Consider the following 17,108-nt stretch of genomic DNA (forward strand, 5'->3'; position numbering starts at 1 on the left):
GTGCGACTGCCAAAAGTAAAAAAACGGGGGTGTGGGACATCCGCCGCGTCGATTGCGCTCCCTATCCGCCCGGAAACCGTGGCGGCCTGCATTCTAGTTTAGCAAATCCCTACAAGTTAGCCGCCAGGTTAGCTCGTGGCGGAAGGCTCTCGATCGGGCAAATCCCACTTAAAACCAGCAATTCATTGGAATAAGCCAATAATACCGATTGTAATGCCTCTCCCCGGAAGTGTGTGAGGGCCGGGCGGGCGACTTCTTTGGTAAAAATTCCCGATCTTGCCGGAATGGCGATTCTTACGCCATACGCCGCCACAGCCCGGGAGGTTTGCTCTATTTTTAACCCAGCTAAAAAGTTTGCGGCAAAAAAACCTGAAATCCGGGCAATTGCCTTTTCACTGACCGGAGATGTTTTATAATGCGCCGACATTCGCGGGGGGAATGGTCGGCGCCAGCCTGGTTTGGTTGCCCTGGCGATGATTTCCCCCCGGTATGTCCCTGGCAAACCTGCTTACCCTTAACTTCTCTTTTCCCGGCGAGGAGCGATTTTCATGGCACGCCCTGTTACATTATTTACCGGTCAATGGGCCGACCTTCCCCTGGCGGATATGGCGCGTAAAACGCGGGAATTTGGCTTTGATGGGATTGAGTTGGCGTGTTGGGGGGATCACTTTGACGTGGAGCAAGCGCTCAAGGATAGCGGCTATTGCACCCGTCAACGGGACATCTTGGCAAAAAACGACCTACAGGTCTTTGCCATTAGCAACCACTTGGTCGGTCAAGCGGTGCTGGACACGATTGACGAACGGCACAAGGCGATTCTGCCCCCCCGCATATGGGGGGACGGCAAACCCGCGGGCGTCAATCAGCGCGCCGCCGAGGAAATGAAAAACACCGCCCGCGCCGCCCAAAAACTGGGCGTGGGAATTGTTAATGGCTTTACTGGCTCCAGCATTTGGCATTTGATTTACGACTTTCCGCCGGTTCCGCGCAAGATGATCGACGATGGTTTTGCGTTATTGGCGGAGCGGTGGAATCCCATCTTGGACGTGTTTGGCGAGTGCGGGGTAAAATTTGCCCTGGAAGTCCATCCCACGGAGATCGCGTTTGACATTTACACCGCCGAACGCGCCTTGCAGGCGCTCAATCATCGACCGGAATTTGGCTTTAATTTTGATCCCAGCCATTTACTTTGGCAGTTTGTCGATCCCGTGGAATTTATTCGGGCGTTCCCCGATCGGATTTACCATGTCCATATCAAGGACGCCATCACCACACTAAACGGCCGTAGCGGCATTCTGGCCAGCCATTTGGCGTTTAATGATCCGCGGCGCGGTTGGAACTTCCGCTCGCCGGGACGGGGCGGGGTCAATTTTGAAGAGATTATCCGGGCCCTCAACGAAGTTGGTTACAAGGGACCGTTGTCGGTCGAATGGGAAGATTGCGGCATGGATCGCGAGCATGGTGCGCGCGAATCGGCGGAATTTGTTAAAAAGCTGGATTTTACCCCCAGCAATGTGCGATTTGACGCGGCCTTTGAAAAGGCCTAAGGCCAACGCTTGAGTCTTTCTTTCTTGTCGAGCAGCAAATAACGACGCAAGAGATTTGAACCAGCACAACAGCCGCCGAGCATTTCGGCGGCTGTTTTAGTTTTCCTGCTTTACCAGATCTGCCCATTTTAAGTTTTATTAAAAATCTGCTCTTGGCCGCAGCTGGTCTCCACGCTAGGGTTTAGCCGCGCATGATGCGGCACTTTTTCCCATTTGTTCTGGTGGTCTATGCAAAAACCCTTGCCTTTTTGGCGCGTTCTATGGAGCTCGCTGGTGGCTGTTGCAACCCTCGGTCTGCCGCTGGAGATGGGTACCGCCCAAACCATACGCCGGCCAAAACTGGGCTCCGCCACGGGAGCGACGTTGGAAGAAACCTTGGCGGCGGGGCTGCGTTGCCGCCGGCCTGAGGAATTTGCTTTTGTAAAACTTGTCGCCGATCGCGTGGAGGAGGGGACATTGCCCCGTAGCTTGGTCGAAGGAACGTTTTTTTGGGCCCGCCGACAAAACCAATACCCCTATATTTCATTCCGCTACGCCCTGGAATTACGAGCAAAAAAATTAGGCCTGGTTTTATAAGACGGGACCAGCAAAGTACGATCCGCTAGCCAGCGGTCAATGAGCAAAGCCCAGACCTTCTTGCAGATCGTCCCCCCCCGATGCAGGCGGACGAGTGTGCCCGCCTATCCGGCGTGATGATTGCGTGTCTTAAAGGGGATCAGCTTAGTATTCGCGGCTGGTCTTGATGCCCGGTTGGGGGATCGGATATTTCCCGTTGGCATCCGCTAACAGCGGAGCCGGTCCATCCAAGGTCAACTGGTCGCTCAAGGGTGAAAATTCATGCTCGCAACCCAGCATGTCGTCCCAGGTAATGACCTGTCCGGTGTGGGCGGCCATCCGTCCCATGGCGGTGACCAAGCTGGCCTCCACCCCTCGTTTGACTTCATTGTAGGGTTTGTCGGTGCGAATCGCCTCAATCAGGTCGTTCCATTCCAGTTGATAGGGATTAGGCTCGTTGGGTCCATACGTCCATAACTGGTTTTTCTTGTTCATTTCCTGGCCGGTAAAGGTGCGGGCTTTGGACGGGGCATGCCCCGCCGAAGAGATTACTGCGGATCCCTTGGTCCCATGCGCAAAGCTGGCAAATTCGTCATGACAGCCCGGCATGGCCCGGCCATTGAGGAACAGCTTTGCGCCATCCTTAAATGTGTATTCCACGTGGTAGCTGTCAAAATTTTGGTCAACGAATTCTTTGCCGGTGGCAATATCCGTGCGGTAAGTCCGCCCGCCAATCGCCTGCGCCTTGATCGGCCAATCATTTTTCATCCAGCAACATTCGTCAATGTTGTGAATCATGTAATCGCTATAAGAACCGCCGCTCGCCCATAAAAAGCTGTGAAATCGGTCGATTTGCCATAACAGTTCGGTAATGCCGTCCGGCTTGGCCGTGGAAAAGCAGGACGCAATGGGGCCCGACATGCGATAGGCCCGCAGCATGGTAATGTCGCCGATCTCGCCATTTTGAATCCGGTCAAAGAGTTGCCCGCGCGCGACGCAATGGCGGCACATCAGGCCGACGCCCACCTTTAGGTTTTTGGCGACGGATTGCTCACCCAGGGCGAACATCTTGCGCGAGGTTGGCCCATCGACGGTGACGGGCTTTTCCATAAAAACGTTCATGTTTTTATCGATGGCATACCCAAAGTGCACCCAGCGAAACGCGGGGGGCGTGGCAAAAATCACGACATCGCCGGGTCGCAGGCAATCGATCGCCTTTTTATATCCGTCAAAACCGATAAACCGGCGATCCTCTGGCACGTCCACCTTGGAGCCAAATTGCGCCGCCAAGCCGTTATAGCTGCTCTTGAGCTTGCTGGGAAAAACATCGGCCATGGCGACCAGCTTGAGGGGGCCGTTCTGCACATTCAAAGCGTCCGCCGCGGCGCCAGTCCCTCGCCCGCCACAACCGACCAGGGCAATCTGAATTTCGTTGTTTTCCCCGGCATGGACCGCTGGAATAGCCATTTGCGACAGCGCGCCCACTGCGGCCAGAGCCGTGGACTGTTGCAAAAAACGTCGACGGCTGGGGGAGCCTATCGACTCGGAGGGAACGCTTTGTGGAGCAACAGCAGCGGGGGTGGGCGGATTCATACTCATACAAGATGGCTCCCTAAACATGAAGGCGGGGTTGGTGGACGATTAATCCGGCAAGGAGGGATAGGAATACGATTTCGGGCGGTACACTCAATTAGCCAGTTTAGCAAAGGAAACCTTTGACCGGCAAATGCCGCAAACTGTTACTAGGTACCGGGGTAAATCCCATGCTCGAAACATATGAAATGGCAGCGTGCCTTGGCACCCCGCAATCCATTTCCCCCCTCAGTTCCTTCAGTATGCGCCTAGCAGGGGCGAAAGAAAACAGCTTTTTCCACAAAATCTTAGATCGGGCAGATTTGTAATTTCCGCTTTTATCCTGAGCCTGCCACCCCTTAGGGGACAGCCGGACTGGCGGTTAAAGTAGACTTTGGCATTATCAAACTTTGCGAATAATTCAGCAAATCCTGTAGATTTTCACAATAAACTGTATAACTAAGCTCGCTCCGCAGCTTAGTAGTCAGGGCCTGGCCCCCGATTGCCAGCGGAATCTGCAACTCCGCGGCCGTGGCCGCGACCTTATGGTATTGCTGCAAAAACAGCTCCCGATCGGCAAAATAAGAGATACTTAGCCAAAACAGTCGCGGCTGATGATCCCGCATGCTAGTCCCCAGCGTCCCAGAAGGCAAATTACAACCTAGGGAACTAGCCTGCCAACCCTGGTCCTGAAGCACCAATTCGACCATTTGGGTGGGTAGTTGATAATAATCGCCTGTCAGGGTCCCCCCCATGGCCACGGGCCCTGTGGTCCGCAAAGGAATTTTTAGGCCTAAATCGTGCAAATGTTTGGAAATAAGCTCACAAGCCCGTCGTTCGGCATATACCTCCACAGAACCGCAACTCCAATTCTCTCCCATTTCCCGCATGGCTGCGCAAATAAGATGATCGCAAATTTTAGCAATAGAATGCCCTCCCAAGTACAGGTCATAAATGATTTGCTGAATCGCCGTAGAGTCACCGTTTTGAATCGCTTGCGAAAACTGTCCCAACAACGCATCCCAGTTGTCTTCTGTATGCTGGGAACGTTGTGGCAGGCCCAAAAGTTCGGGGTGAATCAGGGATTTGCCCTGTTGGCGTAAGAAACTTAATACATCGGCCAAGGCCAACTTGCGGTGCCCCCCCGCTGTGCGGTTGGTGGGAAGCATTCCTTTATCGCACCAGCGTTTTAAGGAGGATTCGCTAACCCCGAGCGCCTGCGCCACACGTTTGGGAGAGACAAATCGATCCATAGCTGGACGTTTTGAACGAAAAAATAAACCACGAAACAAATCTGAAATAACAAATCGTATTATAGCCACCATCTTTTTTTGGTCAATTAAAATTCACGCAACTATATTACAAATATAGACTTAAGTTATAATCTAAAGATTATTTTTAAAAGATTTCCACAAATCGTTTGACACCAGTTTCAGAAATGCGTATTAATAATGTGAATGTTTTGAACGATTTTGCGGTATCCAATAGAGGGCTGAATGTCATTTTTAGGGAAACGGAGTTTTTTATGGTCGCCGCTCACAAACTGTCGCAAACGTCCCCAGCGGTCCGTGCCCGACAAAAACCCCTGGCTGCACGGGACGCTTCTTTGTCGTTGCATACACCCAAACAGCGCTTAACGGGGAATAAACCGACGGATGTGGCCCTGGAATTGAACGCCTTGCGCCACCGCGCCGCCGCGCTCAAGGAATTAGAGATTGACTACATCGCCAGCGAGGATTTTTCCAATCGCAAGCTGCAAGCGGTCATGTTACGCGACTATGACTCCGTGGGATCGGTCTCCGCCGAGGTGGTAAAAAGCCTCAACGGCAACTCCGTTCCTTTGTTTGTGGCAAAGCTGTACGAAACAGAATTGTTGGACAAGGCTGAAGAGTCGCACTTGTTCCGCCAAATGAACTATTTGCGCCACTGTGCCAAGAAATTGCAAAAAAAACTAAAACCGACCACCCCTGATCTGCGCTTGATTGAGCAAATTCAGCGATATCTGCAAGCCGCCGACCATGTCAAAGGACGTATCATCCAGGCCAACATGCGGTTGGTGGTTTCCATTGCCAAGAAATTTGTCGATCAACACAATAGTTTGGAGGAATTGGTCAGCGATGGAAATCTGTCTTTGATAAAGGCGGTCGAAAAATTCAATTATTCGCTGGGAAATCGCTTTAGCACGTATGCGACTTACGCGATTCAGCGAAATTTTTACCGCACCGTCCAGCGTAGCCGCAAACAGCACGCGCGGTTTATCTCGGACGAAGACTCCCTGGCTGGATTGTCTCAAGCCCTAGACACCCCGCAAGCCAGTGAACGCCAATTGCGGGATCTTCACCAATCCTTTGAGCGACTGCTTCCCCGGCTAAATCCCCGCGAGCAGTTGATTATTCGCAAACGCTTTGGCTTTGACCAAGGTGAAGAACAAACTTTTAAGGATTTAGGGGATGAACTGGGCGTGTGCAAGGAACGAATCCGCCAAATCCAGGCTCGAGCCATGGAAAAACTGCGGAAATTTGTGGATGAAGAACGCCTCATGCAGCGCTACGAGGATGACATTTACTGCCAAGTCTGAGATTAGGACCGCGGCGGCTCCAGCGTTACTTGAAACTTCTTTTCCTCTTCCCCGCGCTTCACGGTTATTTCCACGCTTTCACCACTCTTATATTTGCGTAAAGCACTGTCAAAATCGGCTAAATTGCCGATTTTATTCTCGCCCACGGCGATAATGACGTCTCCACCCATGATTCCCCCTTTGGCGGCGGGGCCTTGCTCCGCCACTCCTTGCAGGGCATACCCCTCTCCATTGTAAGAAAGATCGGGAATGCTGCCAAAATAAGGCCTAGCTCCTTTTGGAGCGGGGGCGGCGTTGGGGTCCCCATGTCCATGAAAGCTCTCCTTAGTGGCCAGCGTAAAGAACGGGCGTTCCTTGGCGTCTACGATACCGACGGCGGTATCACCCAGAAATTGCAGCACGCGTCGCATTCCCGGGAAATTGATTTTTTCCACATCATCCCCGGGACGATGGTAATCAGCGTGCAATCCCGTAAAAAAATGGAGGACGGGGATTTTTTTGGCGTAAAAACTGGCATGATCACTCGGCCCAAAGCCCCCCGGCTCGCGTTTGATATTCAATTTGTAAGCTTGGTTGACGCGTTCCAGCAATTCATCAAATTCCTTGGCGGTGTCAAAGCCGTAGATGATGAGTTGTTCGTTTTGCAGCCTTCCGACCATGTCCATGTTGAGCATGGCGATCGTGTTTTCCAGGGGAAAGAGGGGATGTTGCACGTAGTGGGCACTTCCCAGTAACCCCCGTTCCTCGCCGGAAAAGGCGATAAAAACCACCCGGCGAGATAGTTTTTTTCCTGCAAAGCGCCGGGCGACTTCCAAGAGCGCCGCTGTTCCAGAAGCATTGTCATCCGCGCCGTTGTGGACATCCCGTGACCCAGGATCCAATGTCCCCGCGTCTCCCCGTCCCAAATGGTCATAATGGGCGCCGATGATTAAGGTCTCTTCGGCGTGGGGGCCTGTTCCTTCGAGCACGCCGATGACATTTCGCAGCGTGGCGTCCACCCGTTGCACATTTGTCTCACCCAAGATGGTCGCTCCGGAAAGCGGAAAAGAGCGCGGACGCAGATCCTGATCGATCGCGGCTTCCAGCTCTGCCAAAGACTTTTGGCCCGTGCGGGCCAGCAGCAGATTCACCACTTCGCGGGTGGCATGAATCACCGGCATTTTGCGGGCGTCGCTGACATCCCCTCGTTCAAAGGGAATCAGCGGATCGCGATTAGCCACAAATTGCTCTCCCGCCGCTTGAAAGGCTGTCGTCAATCGTTGGATTTCTTTCGATTTATCAGCGAGGGCGGGATCATCGGGAGAGAGCGCCGCAAATTCCCGCATGGCGGTTTGCAATTTTTCAAATGTTGCTTCCCAATGCTTGCGGTTTTCGGCGGTACGGGTGCGAATTTCCACCTCGTCGGTGACAAAGACCACCGCCGCCGCTCCATGTTGGTAGGCATTGCTGACTTTTCGAGATAACGCGGCCTGCGGAGAATCCGCGGTCCCGGCAAAAGGACTGTGGGGGTCGCTTTGGCGCGGTTCATGCCGAAGCAATATCACGGCTTTGCCCGTGACATCCAGCCCTTCGTAATCGTCATAGTTGTCCTCCTTGCTGGAGATGCCATACCCGGCAAAAACTAATGGAAAATTCCACTCGGCCGAACCGCCTAAACTAAGGGGTCTAAAATCGACGTCCAGCTCCCAGACACGTGGTTCTACGCTTTTGGTATTCGCTTCGGCGGGCGAATCCGCCATGGCGGGAGAAAACACGATTTTGAGCTGGTTTTTATCGGCCGGGCCTCGTTCCACTTTGGCGGTGATCGAAAATTCCTGAAATGGCGTCCCATTTACAAGGTCGGTTTTAAGACCCAAGTTGCGAAATTCCTCGGCGATATACTCCGCCGCTAGATCCAGGCCCTTAGTCCCCGGCCCACGTCCTTCCCACTCGTCGGCGGCCAATTTTTGCACGGATGCGCGAAGCCGGGCCTCGGCGGCAAGATCTTCCACGGATGACTGCTCTGTGCTAGCTACGGCAGCCTCCGCTTTTGTCGCGGGGGGTGCTTCCGGGATATCCGCGGCGATAGCCCCAAATCGCCCCGACAGTGATGCCCAGCAGGCCAGCACCAAAGTCCAATGACGCCATTTCAACCAGCCAAAACGCTCAATCATCGGTGAATTCATATAAGAAAATGGGTAATGCCGGGTAACTAGCCCTATTGTAGACCAGAGAGGGGGGTAAAATAAGGGATTTTACCGGACGAATGGCGGGAAAAGCGGGTTAAGTTCCCTTGCCAAGCGTAAAATGTCGAGTTACCGGCTTTGACACAATTCTTCCCGCTCGCTATAGTTCCGACCCGCCAACATTTCACCCCTCCGGCCGCGATATGTGCCTGGCGCGCTCGCCTGAGCCTGGCTCCATCCGATTGCCATTAACAGTCGTTTCGGACGCCCCCGGTGGATGAATTCCTTTAGCTGTTAAGGTCAGGTCAATGCCCCCATCCTCCCGAATTTTGATCGTGGATGCTTCGCCGGATAACCGGCAAGTCTTGCGGACGGCGTTGGAAAAGCGGGGGATCGAAATTTTGGAAGCCGCGCGGACCAGGCAAGGTTTGGCGCTTGCGCAAACCGCCCGGCCAGACCTGGTGATCTGGAACCTGGAAGATAGCCCTCCGAACACGGCGGCAGTCACCGATGAAGTGCTGCGGCAAACGCCCGCCAGCACGGAATTGGTCTTTTTAGGCGGGGTTGGGCGTCCCGTCGCGCATGCACGCAGCGCGTTTGTGCCGCAACCCTACCATTATCCTCGATTGATCTCTACAATCGAACACATGTTATCAGCCCGTCGCGCGGCATGATATGTACTCATCTCACTCCGTGAGATGTCATATCGTACTCATCTCACTCCGTGAGATGGATTACACCCATAACAACCACACCTTGTTGACATAACTCCATATAGCAGCCGGTTCCTACGTTACCCGCACGTTATTGCGGTTATTGTTCCTCTCACGGAGTCAAGAGGACCCCCACCAGCGGCACGGATCGCCACTCGCCAGCCAGGAGTCGCCGCCGTGCCTTCGCTGTTCGTGATTCAAGGACGCGATCAAGGCTCTCGCTTTGAGTTAGGACCCCCTCCCCAGACATTCACCCTGGGACGGGATCCGGGGAACGCCGTGCAATTGCACGATACCGAAGTCTCCCGCCGCCATGCGGAGTTGCTCTTTACCGGCGATCAAATGGTGCTGACGGACCTGGGAAGCTCCAACGGCACTTATGTCAATCATCAGCGGATCGAGCGGCAAGAATTGGCCAGCGGTGACCAAATTCAAATCGGACGCTCGGTGCTGCTGTTTACCGCTGGCGGCGATTCGTTTTTGCGGGATGCGGGTCAGCGCGTCAGTATCGTGGAGCAAAATGCTTCCCGCGAAGAACCCTCCCGCATTGTGCGCACCATGGCCGAGACCGAGGGGAGCGCCCTTTTTGACCTGGAAATCGACCCCACCCAGTCCAATTGGCTCGCCCAGGCCCGCTCCAACCTGCAGATCATGTATCGCACGGCCCTGGCGGTAAGTCGGACGCTGGATATTGATCGGTTGCTGGACCGGATCATGCAGTTGATTTTTGAATGGGTAGAGGCTGACCGGGGCTGCGTCATGTTGTGGGATGCCGCCAGCGAAAAACTGGTGCCGCATGTGCGGCGCGATCGACGCCCGCGCAAAAAATCAGTGCCACCCCCTAGCCACGCGCTCCCGGGTGAACCCCCCGCTCCCCCGGAAGACACCCTGGCCATTAGCCAGACGATCCTCGATTATGTCTTACAACGCAAGGAAGGGGTTATCACCAGCGACGCCCGCGACGACGCCCGCTGGGACGGCGCGGAAAGCATTGTCAGCCTGGGCGTGCGAGAGGCGATTTGCGTCCCCATGCTGGGCAGATACGGGCTGCAGGGGGTCATTTATATCGATACCCATACGCCCGCCGCGGCGGCCCTGACCCAAGGGCGCAAATTTGGCGAGGATCACCTAAAGTTGATGGTGGCCATCGGGCATCAAGCGGCTCTAGCGGTCGAGGACACCAACTATTATGCCGCCATGGTCCGGTCCGAACGCTTGGCCGCCATGGGCCAGACGATCGCCCTGCTATCCCATCACATTAAAAATATTTTGCAGGGAATCCGCGGGGGGAGCTATTTGATTGAAATGGGTTTAAAGGAACATGATGAGCCGCTGATCAGCAAAGGCTGGGGGATTGTCGAGCGCAATCAAAAGAGGATCTCCAACATGGTCCTGGATATGCTGACTTTTAGTAAAGAGCGCGAGCCCGAATTAGCCCCCGCCTACCTCAATCGGACCGTGGCCGAAGTCATCGAACTGATGCAGGTCCATGCAGCGGAAAAACAGATCCAAATATCCTGGCAACCCGATACCCAATTGCCGCAAATGGTGTTTGACGAGGAAGGCCTGCACCGCGCGGTCCTGAATGTGCTAACCAACGCGATCGACGCCGTCGAGGACCGCCTGGCGGCCGCCGCCGAAATTGTCGGCCAGGCGGGAGGGAACGCCTCGACAATCGACGCGACCCCTGGCAGAATTGTGGTGCGGACGTTGTGGCTGCGCGACGAGCAACTTGCCCGGGTTTGCATTCAGGATAACGGCACGGGAATCGAACCCGCCAAAATCGGCGAAATTTTTCAAATGTTCGTCTCGTCCAAAGGGGGACGCGGAACCGGCCTGGGCCTGTCCGTCAGTCAAAAAATACTGCAGGAGCATGGAGGACAAATTCGCGTGCAAAGCCAATTGGGGAGCGGCACAGAGTTTCAGCTAGAGCTACCGGTCCAACTTCCCGAGGAAAAAGCCTCTCCGACCGTTCAACAATAATTCTTGCCTGTTCAAAAATTCCTGACTGTCCACGAATAAATATTCCTCCCGCGAGAATCTTTCCCGCCAGTCCCGTACCGCATTCACAAGTCACTTTTATCGCACCTTGACCTCTTAAAATATTTGCGCCACGATGTTACCCACTCAATCAACAATGGAAATGCGTCCCTTTGGCAAAAGCGGCATCCAGGTTTCGGGAATCGGGATCGGCACCTGGCAAATTGGAGGCCAATGGGGACCGGAGTTTACCGATGAAACGGCACTGGAGATTTTGCGCGCCGCCGCGGACCAGGGCGTAACCTTTATCGATACGGCCGATATTTATGGGCTAGGGCGCAGCGAAACCGTCATTGGTAAATTTCTGCGCGAAAATCGGGGCAACTTTTTTGTCGCGACCAAACTTGGCCGCAATCCCCATCCCGGTTGGCCGCACAACTTTACCCCCCGCGTCATTCGCGAACATACTGAAAATTCGCTATTGAATCTGGGGGTCGATTGCCTGGACCTGACCCAGTTGCATTGCGTTCCGCAGGAAGAGCTGGAATCGGGCGTGGTGTTTGAAGCGCTGGAGGATCTCAAACAAGCGGGCAAGATTCGCAATTACGGCGCCAGCGTGGAAAGCATGGAAGAAGCCCTCATTTGCCTGCGATATCCCGGTTGTGCCTCGCTGCAGATTATTTTTAACATCTTTCGCCAAAAACCGATTAGCACGCTTTTTGACCAGGCCCAACGACAGGGGGTCGCCATTATTGTCCGGTTGCCGCTGGCTAGCGGGCTGCTCTCGGGCAAGATGACCAAAGATCGCGTCTTTGACGAAAATGACCATCGCAATTACAACCGCGATGGACAGCAATTTAACGTGGGGGAGACCTTTGCCGGGCTCCCCTATGAGGCGGGCGTGGATCTAGCGAATCAAGTGGCGGCTCTGGTTCCTCCGGGCATGACCATGACACAAATGGCGTTACGGTGGTGTCTGGACTTTGACGCGGTAACCACCGTTATCCCCGGTGCCCGCAGCCCCGAACAAGCCATCGAAAATAGCCAGGCAGGCCATTTGCCGCGCTTGCCCAGTCCGCTGCATGATCGCCTGGCCGCGCTGTACCATACCGAGGTCGAGCCCCTCATCCGAGGCAAATACTAACCCATACTCTTCACAGTCCCTGTGAAGTTATAATGTACTCTTCACAGTCTCCGTGAAGTCAAAATAAAACTCTTCACAATCCCTGCAGCATCCCACATCACAAGCTACGGTATTCCCATTTTTTGCGGAAATTTGCCAGATTGATTTTTGCTGAGTATCAGAGGATGGACGTGGTTTATGTTAATTGACACCCATGCCCATCTGGATCATGATCCGTTTGACAATGACCGGCAGTTGGTGATCGAGCGTAGTCTGGCCGCCGGCGTGACAGAAATCGTCGTGGTGGGAACGACGTTGGCTGGCAGTCAACGTGCGGTTAAGCTGGCTAGCGAGCAGGCGTGTCTGTATGCTACCGTGGGGATTCACCCCAACCACGCCGCTGAGGCCGCCCCCGCCGATTGGGAAGAAATTTGCCAACTGGCGGCGCACCCCCGTTGCGTCGCGCTGGGGGAGACAGGATTGGACCGATATTGGGATGATACGCCCTTCGCCCAGCAGCAGGATTATTTTGACCGGCATATCCAATTATCCCAACAAACCGGATTGCCGCTGGTGATCCATACCCGCGAATCCCTGGCCGAAACGCTAGAAATGCTAACCGCCGCCCGCCAGCGCGGCCCTGTGTCCGGCGTGCTGCATTCCTACACCGGCGATTATGCCAGCGCATTGATGGCAATTGAACTAGGTTTGTACATCAGCTTTGCGGGGATGGTGACTTTTAAAAAAAATACCGCTTTACGAGAGGTCGCCCGGCAAATTCCCACAGAACGAATTTTGGTGGAAACCGACTCGCCGTATCTTGCCCCCGAACCGGTCCGGGGCAAACGCAACGAACCAGCCAATACGCGGTACACGGCTGAGTGTCTGGCGCGGGAACGAGGGACCAGCCTGGCGGAATTTGCGGCATTAACCACGGAAAACGCGCGGCGGTTGTTTCGTCTGGGCGTTGCCAAAAACCGCTAATGCACGACGCCGTTCAGGCAAGACAGTATCCTCTCAAAGCGCAACCCCCGACAGCCGGGTTCCTGATAAAAATATTTTGTAAAAGAGATTTCTACTAAAATCGAATATACTATGGCTGCGGACGAATATCCCCTGGCAAGCTGGGAAATTAAATAAAGTTAGGACGCATGGATACAATGTCACCAAAAATTTTAGTTCTTTCCGCCGCGGTGGGGGCGGGGCATTTACGCGCGGCGGAAGCGGTGGAATTAGCGCTCCGGCAAATTGCCCCGGCCGCGGAGGTGCGCAATGTGGACTTGTTGACCATGACAAACGCCATGTTTCGCCGCGTCTATGGAACGGCGTACCTGGATATGGTCAACAAGCTTCCCCATGTGCTGGGATATTTTTATGATTACATGGATCAAGCCCCCTCTCCGCAGCACAAAACCGATCGCCTGCGGAAGATGGTGCAACGGCTAAATTTGGGGACGTTTCTCAAATTTTTGCGTAGTCAGCCCTGGTCCGCCGTGGTTAGCACGCATTTTTTACCCGCGGAGTTGATTGCGGGACTGAAGGAACAGGGGGAATTTTCTCCGCCGCAATTGACCGTCACGACTGATTTTGAAACGCACCGCCTGTGGGTCAACCAACCGTGCGAACATTACTTTACGGCCACACAACAAGGGGCGATCTATTTACAACACTGGGGCGTACCCGCCGAGACGATCCAAGTCACGGGAATTCCCATCCACCCCAAATTTTGCGAGCCGCTGGATCGAACCGAGTGCCAAAAAAAGCACCAGATCCTGGGGAATCGGCCGGTGATATTGCAACTTGCGGGGGGCTTTGGCGTGGGGCCGATCTTGCAGATTTATCAAGCGATCCTGCGGGTGGAAACGCCCGTGGAACTGATCGTGGTCACCGGCAAGAACCAGGAACTGTATGAGCAGCTTCAGGCCGATCATGATATCGGTCCGCATCGCGTGCATATCCTGGGCTACACGACTGAAATGCACGAACTAATGTGCTCGGCGGATCTGGTCGTGACCAAGCCAGGAGGACTAACCTCTTCCGAAGCCCTGGCCAGCGGACTGGGTATGGTGATCGTCAATCCCATACCCGGTCAAGAAAGCCGCAACAGCGATTACCTTTTAGAACAAGGGGCGGCGATCAAGGCCAACAACATGGCTACGCTGACCTACAAGCTGCAAGAATTGGTCCAATGTCCCGCCCGCATGCAAAAGCTGCAATGCCAAGCCCGCCAAATCGCCCAACCCCATGCGGCCTTTACCGTGGCGGAAAAAGTGTTGGAGTTTGCGATGCTGCATGAGGCCCAAAGCTTACCAACGACAGCGGCACATTAGCCCACCGTCGCGGCCGGGGCGCAAAGGTCTTTTGGCAATTCCCCCGCTTCGTGAAAAATCTTCCACTGTTCGCTGGGCAATCCGTGAAAAGCCGCCGCGAAACGCATCGCCGGATCGACCGGGGGGATGGCTTGACGCGGCGCGGTTGGCGAATTGCGAATCCAGATCTTTTCCACTTGCTCCGGAAACTTGCGGGCCACTGCGCCGTAAATTTCCGGGTCTTGCTCGCTCGAATCCCCCACCAGTAAAAACCGCCGCTGGGGAAAGTCCCGCAGGATCGCGGTAATCAACTCTTGCTTATACTTGGTCGGTGAACGCAAAAAGCTCCACCCCGAACGATCCGATAACCGAAAAAAACGCAAGTGCCACGACCCCTGGGGAAAACCGCGCTCGGAGCGAAATTCCTCTAGCACGGGATATAACTGCCAGGGACTGCTTGACACATAATGAAAAGCCACATCCCGCGCCGCCCAACGGGCGTAGACCTCCGCCATGCCGGGGACCGCCTGAAAGGGATGCAAAAAAGTATTGGCCAGCAACTGCCGCCGGTCGGTCACTTGGCTGATTTTGATCGTATCATCAATATCCGAAATGACACTGATCCCGCGCGGAGGGATGCTTTGCCAACACCCCTGAAATTGACGCGAATCCTGCTCTTGCAAAATCGCGGTAAAGTGTTGCCAGCGGATAGCGGGGCCGTCGGGAGTTAGCGGTGCCGGGATGCATCCTGTAAGTTGCTCTCCCGATAACAACGCCGAATTCACAACATGCCCATTGGGCGCGGTTCGTCCTAGGGGAATGGCCAACGAGCCGCAACGAATCTCGATTTCTTTGCCTCGTTCATGATCCACTAAAAATAACTGGGAGCGTTGTTGAAAGAGTTCGGTACGGGCGTCCGCGGCGGAAATCCGCAACGCCCTCCGCATGATGGACATGAGGGCCGTGCGACGAAACCCGGGATGCCGCGGTTCGTGAACAGAAGCATGAAAGGCGACCTTCCAGGCTTGCGCGTCATCGTTCCAGGTGGCGTAAGTCGGGTAAAAAACGACGACTTCGTCAGGTTTAATCTGCCGGGAAAAGAGCCGAAAAAGCATATCCGCAGCACCTGCCGTAAAGTTTGAACCAGTTGCCGCAAAATTTGAAAATGAGTCTTAAAAATTGGAATTCTTGCAAAATCCTGCATTTTGACACAAAAATAGTGGCAAATGCGCCCAATAATAGCCAGTAGCTTTCCTTATTTGAATCCTCTCCGCTGGAAAAATCAATTCTCTCTATTGACAAATAATTTTGATTAGTCAAAAATTAAATTCTTGCCACTCAAAACCTTTCGGTTTCTATTTGACTCTCGTAAAAATGACCTCGCAACCTTGTCCAAGTTACCCGTATCCCCATCTATTAAAACTCTGGGTGGGGGAACTGGTTACTCTTTGCTTGGCTCTCGGTTGTAATTATTCGCCTCCCGCCAATTCCGATTCAGCGCCATATGCTGGAACTGCCATAACGGGACAAGAAAAAACGTCTTCCCCTCTGGTTGTGCTCTGTACCACGCAACAGGCGGCGGATCTTGTCAAAAATGTGGGTGGGAAACATGTCCGCGTGGAGGCGCTCTTTGGGCCTGGGGTCGATCCGCACACCTACCGCGCCAGCACCAAGGATACTCGACTTTTAGAGCAAGCCGAATTGATTGTTTATAACGGGTTGCATCTGGAAGGCAAAATGGCCGAAATGTTGGGAAAAATGTCGAGCATGAAGCCAACATTGAGCCTCGGGGATACCATTGCCGGGGTGGCACCGGAAAAAATGCGTCATCCCCCGGAATTTACCGACGGTATCGATCCTCACCTGTGGTTTGATGTGGAACTATGGAGCCTGTCAATCCCGCCGCTGGTACAAAAGCTGGGCGAATTACGCCCCGCATTCAAGGAGGAATTTGCACAGCAGGGCCAGGCGTATGCCGCGGAATTAGGCAAATTGCACGCGGAGTGCAAAGCGACGCTGGCCGCCATTCCCCGCGAACAACGAATCCTGGTCACCGCGCATGACGCATTTGGATACTTTGGCGCGGCCTACGATGTCGAGGTTCGCGGCTTGCAAGGGATCAGCACCGCCAGCGATGTCAGCATTCAACATGTAAATGAATTGGTGAAATTGCTGGTCGAGCGTAAAATTAAAGCGATCTTCGTGGAAAGCAGCGTCGCGCCGGAAAATTTTCGCAACGTGATCGCCGGTTGTGCCGCGGAAGGTCATACGGTGGTCGTGGGAGGAGAGTTGTTCTCCGACGCGATGGGGCCCGCCGATACTCCCGAAGGCACCTATGCTGGCATGATTCGGCATAATTTGCGGCTGATTTCCACGGCTTTAAAGTAAGACGGCGGGGGAGTTAACTCGCAACACCATATATTGCCGACTCGTTTTTATTGCTTTTCCTCAATGAATCAGCCCGTTGGCCCTTGCCTAGTTAAACTTTGAACTTACCCCGGGAGATGCCGCGGCTGTCCTCTTGTTTAGTCAAACCTTATTTTATCGATGAGTCGCGAGGCGCGCT

Annotated in this window: 14 protein-coding genes; 9 read left to right on the forward strand and 5 right to left on the reverse strand. The window is 54.1% G+C overall.

Translation table 11 applies throughout. The annotated features are described in order from the left end of the window. Positions 1 to 109 precede the first annotated feature (109 nt). Entirely contained in the window at positions 110 to 427 is a 318-nt protein-coding gene (locus SFX18_06185; GenBank protein MDX1962721.1) for a hypothetical protein, read from the reverse strand. Between the two features lie 121 nt (positions 428 to 548). Between SFX18_06185 and SFX18_06190 the strand changes: the two genes are divergently transcribed. Then, the gene (locus tag SFX18_06190) at positions 549 to 1,547 is read left to right on the forward strand and encodes a sugar phosphate isomerase/epimerase (GenBank protein MDX1962722.1); all 999 of its coding nucleotides are present in this window, start codon (positions 549 to 551) and stop codon (positions 1,545 to 1,547) included. A 273-nt stretch (positions 1,548 to 1,820) separates the two neighbouring features. Next, entirely contained in the window at positions 1,821 to 2,123 is a 303-nt protein-coding gene (locus tag SFX18_06195; GenBank protein MDX1962723.1) for a hypothetical protein, read from the forward strand. A 144-nt stretch (positions 2,124 to 2,267) separates the two neighbouring features. Here SFX18_06195 and SFX18_06200 read toward each other — a convergent pair whose 3' ends face one another. Together SFX18_06200 and SFX18_06205 are read right to left on the reverse strand one after the other, a co-directional pair. Further along, positions 2,268 to 3,701 carry a Gfo/Idh/MocA family oxidoreductase gene (locus SFX18_06200; protein MDX1962724.1) on the reverse strand — a complete coding sequence of 478 codons (1,434 nt, stop codon included), beginning with the start codon at positions 3,699 to 3,701 and terminating at the stop codon, positions 2,268 to 2,270. Between the two features lie 332 nt (positions 3,702 to 4,033). Beyond that, complete coding sequence (locus SFX18_06205; GenBank protein MDX1962725.1) at positions 4,034 to 4,927, reverse strand: helix-turn-helix domain-containing protein; 894 nt, start codon at positions 4,925 to 4,927, stop codon at positions 4,034 to 4,036. A gap of 272 nt (positions 4,928 to 5,199) precedes the next feature. Here SFX18_06205 and SFX18_06210 point away from each other — a divergent pair, with 272 nt between their 5' ends. Beyond that, positions 5,200 to 6,252 carry a sigma-70 family RNA polymerase sigma factor gene (locus SFX18_06210; protein MDX1962726.1) on the forward strand — a complete coding sequence of 351 codons (1,053 nt, stop codon included), beginning with the start codon at positions 5,200 to 5,202 and terminating at the stop codon, positions 6,250 to 6,252. 2 nt (positions 6,253 to 6,254) lie between these two features. Here the strand turns inward: SFX18_06210 and SFX18_06215 are convergent, their stop codons facing one another. Beyond that, entirely contained in the window at positions 6,255 to 8,417 is a 2,163-nt protein-coding gene (locus tag SFX18_06215; protein ID MDX1962727.1) for a M28 family peptidase, read from the reverse strand. A 308-nt stretch (positions 8,418 to 8,725) separates the two neighbouring features. Between SFX18_06215 and SFX18_06220 the strand changes: the two genes are divergently transcribed. The 5 genes from SFX18_06220 to SFX18_06240 all read left to right on the forward strand — a co-directional run bounded on the left by SFX18_06220 (position 8,726) and on the right by SFX18_06240 (position 14,563). After that, a complete protein-coding gene (locus SFX18_06220) occupies positions 8,726 to 9,091 on the forward strand; it encodes a response regulator (protein ID MDX1962728.1) in 366 nt (121 codons plus the stop codon). Between the two features lie 216 nt (positions 9,092 to 9,307). After that, positions 9,308 to 11,113 (forward strand): ATP-binding protein, encoded by a 1,806-nt coding sequence (locus SFX18_06225; protein MDX1962729.1) that lies wholly within the window; start codon positions 9,308 to 9,310, stop codon positions 11,111 to 11,113. Positions 11,114 to 11,267: 154 nt separating this feature from the next. Beyond that, complete coding sequence (locus SFX18_06230; protein MDX1962730.1) at positions 11,268 to 12,254, forward strand: aldo/keto reductase; 987 nt, start codon at positions 11,268 to 11,270, stop codon at positions 12,252 to 12,254. Positions 12,255 to 12,431: 177 nt separating this feature from the next. Further along, complete coding sequence (locus tag SFX18_06235; protein ID MDX1962731.1) at positions 12,432 to 13,217, forward strand: TatD family hydrolase; 786 nt, start codon at positions 12,432 to 12,434, stop codon at positions 13,215 to 13,217. 176 nt (positions 13,218 to 13,393) lie between these two features. Continuing rightward, on the forward strand, positions 13,394 to 14,563 hold the full coding sequence (locus tag SFX18_06240) for a glycosyltransferase (GenBank protein ID MDX1962732.1): 1,170 nt from the start codon (positions 13,394 to 13,396) through the stop codon (positions 14,561 to 14,563). Here SFX18_06240 and SFX18_06245 read toward each other — a convergent pair. Next, entirely contained in the window at positions 14,560 to 15,657 is a 1,098-nt protein-coding gene (locus SFX18_06245; protein ID MDX1962733.1) for an App1 family protein, read from the reverse strand. The two genes, SFX18_06240 and SFX18_06245, sit on opposite strands and share 4 nt — an antisense overlap. 439 nt (positions 15,658 to 16,096) lie before the next feature. Between SFX18_06245 and SFX18_06250 the strand changes: the two genes are divergently transcribed. Next, positions 16,097 to 16,930, forward strand: coding sequence for a zinc ABC transporter substrate-binding protein (locus SFX18_06250; protein MDX1962734.1), 834 nt, complete (start codon positions 16,097 to 16,099; stop codon positions 16,928 to 16,930). Positions 16,931 to 17,108: the final 178 nt, after the last annotated feature.

The sequence above is a fragment of the Pirellulales bacterium genome (assembly GCA_033762255.1).
Classification (GTDB): Bacteria; Planctomycetota; Planctomycetia; order Pirellulales; family JALHPA01; genus JANRLT01.